Annotated in this window: 1 protein-coding gene and 1 pseudogene; both read left to right on the top strand. The window is 73.3% G+C overall.

What is annotated here, in order from left to right; genetic code table 11:
- Nucleotides 1-428 (top strand): annotated as a pseudogene (locus tag AB0C29_RS49065) (MFS transporter); the annotation flags it as partial.
- A gap of 82 nt (nt 429-510) precedes the next feature.
- A complete protein-coding gene (locus tag AB0C29_RS49060; protein ID WP_360835333.1) occupies nt 511-1,224 on the top strand; it encodes a DUF1775 domain-containing protein in 714 nt (237 codons plus the stop codon).
- The last annotated feature ends 38 nt before the right edge of the window (nt 1,225-1,262 follow it).

The following is a 1,262-nucleotide window of genomic DNA, read 5'->3' as shown; positions in this document are numbered from 1 at the left end:
CCCTGGTCGCGGCCGGGCTGGGCGGCACGGTCCTGGCCCTGGACCTGGTCCCCGGCACGAACGGCGGCTGGGCCGCGGCGCTGCCACTGCTGGTGGCGGGTCTCGGCAGCGGCCTGGTGATCAGCCCGAACCAGACCCTGACGCTGGCCGAGGTGCCGGTCGAGCGGGCGGGCAGCGCGGGCGCGGTCCTGCAGACCGGCCAGCGCATCGGTACGGCGGTAGGCATCGCCGTGGTCGGCGCGGTCTTCTTCAACCGCCTGGCGTCGACGAACAACGACTGGTCGTCGGCGCTGCGCACAGCCCTGCTGGTGACCATCGGCCTGGTGCTGGTGGCGCTGGTCGCGGCCCTGGCCGACGTGGTCGCCGCCCGCCGCGCCGCCGCCCACGAGGACCACAGCACCGACCGGGAACCCCAGCACGTCGGCTGACCGGCAAGATCACCGGAACTTTCCGGCGACGGCGAGCGACTACGGAACCGGTTGACTCTCTCCCGCGAAGGTGGTTCTCGGCGTGCGTAACAGGTTCCGGATGACGACGATCGGTGTGCTGGCAGGGCTGGGGGTGCTGGTCGCGGCCGGTCCGGCGGCGGCGCACGTCGAGGTGAGCGCCGACAAGAACCGGGCCGGGGCCACGGACGTGACCCTGACCTTCCACGGCGAGGCCGAGAACCCGTCCGGCATCAAGAGCGAACGGGTGGTGCTGCCGGAAGGCATCGCCCCGGCCGACGTGACCCTGGTGAAGGCCCCGTCGGGCTGGACCTTCCAGGCGACCGCGGACGGCTTCACGGTGGGCGGCAAGGCGCTGGCGTCGGGCAAGGACGCCGAGTGGAAGGTCAAGGTGGCCAAGCTGCCCGACGGCGAGACGCGGCTGTCGTTCAAGACCCTGGAGACGTACGCGGACGGCGAGGTGTCCCGCTGGATCGAGGTCCAGGAGGAGGGCAAGGACGAGCCGGACAATCCGGCGCCGCTGATCAAGCTCAAGCCGGGGCCGTCGACCGCGCCCGCGACTGCCTCCGCTGCACCCTCGGCCGCCCCGTCGGCGTCTGCACCCGCCGCACCGGCCGCCTCGGCGGCGCCGACGGTCACGGCCACGATCCTGGCCGAGCCTGTCTCCGACGAGGGATCGTCCCTGTGGTGGCTCTGGGTCCTGATCGCGGTCGTCCTCGGCGGCGCGGCCCTGGCCACGGTGCTGATCCGCCGTCGCTCTGCACCGCCCGCTAACTAGCCCGGCGATACGTCCGGGCCGCGCACCGTCGCGGCCCG

Origin of the sequence: Actinoplanes sp. NPDC048791 (assembly GCF_040650095.1) — a bacterium.
In the GTDB taxonomy this organism is placed as follows: Bacteria; Actinomycetota; Actinomycetes; order Mycobacteriales; family Micromonosporaceae; genus Actinoplanes.
Note: the sequence above shows the minus strand (reverse complement) of the source record. Positions and strands in the feature narration are given on the sequence as shown.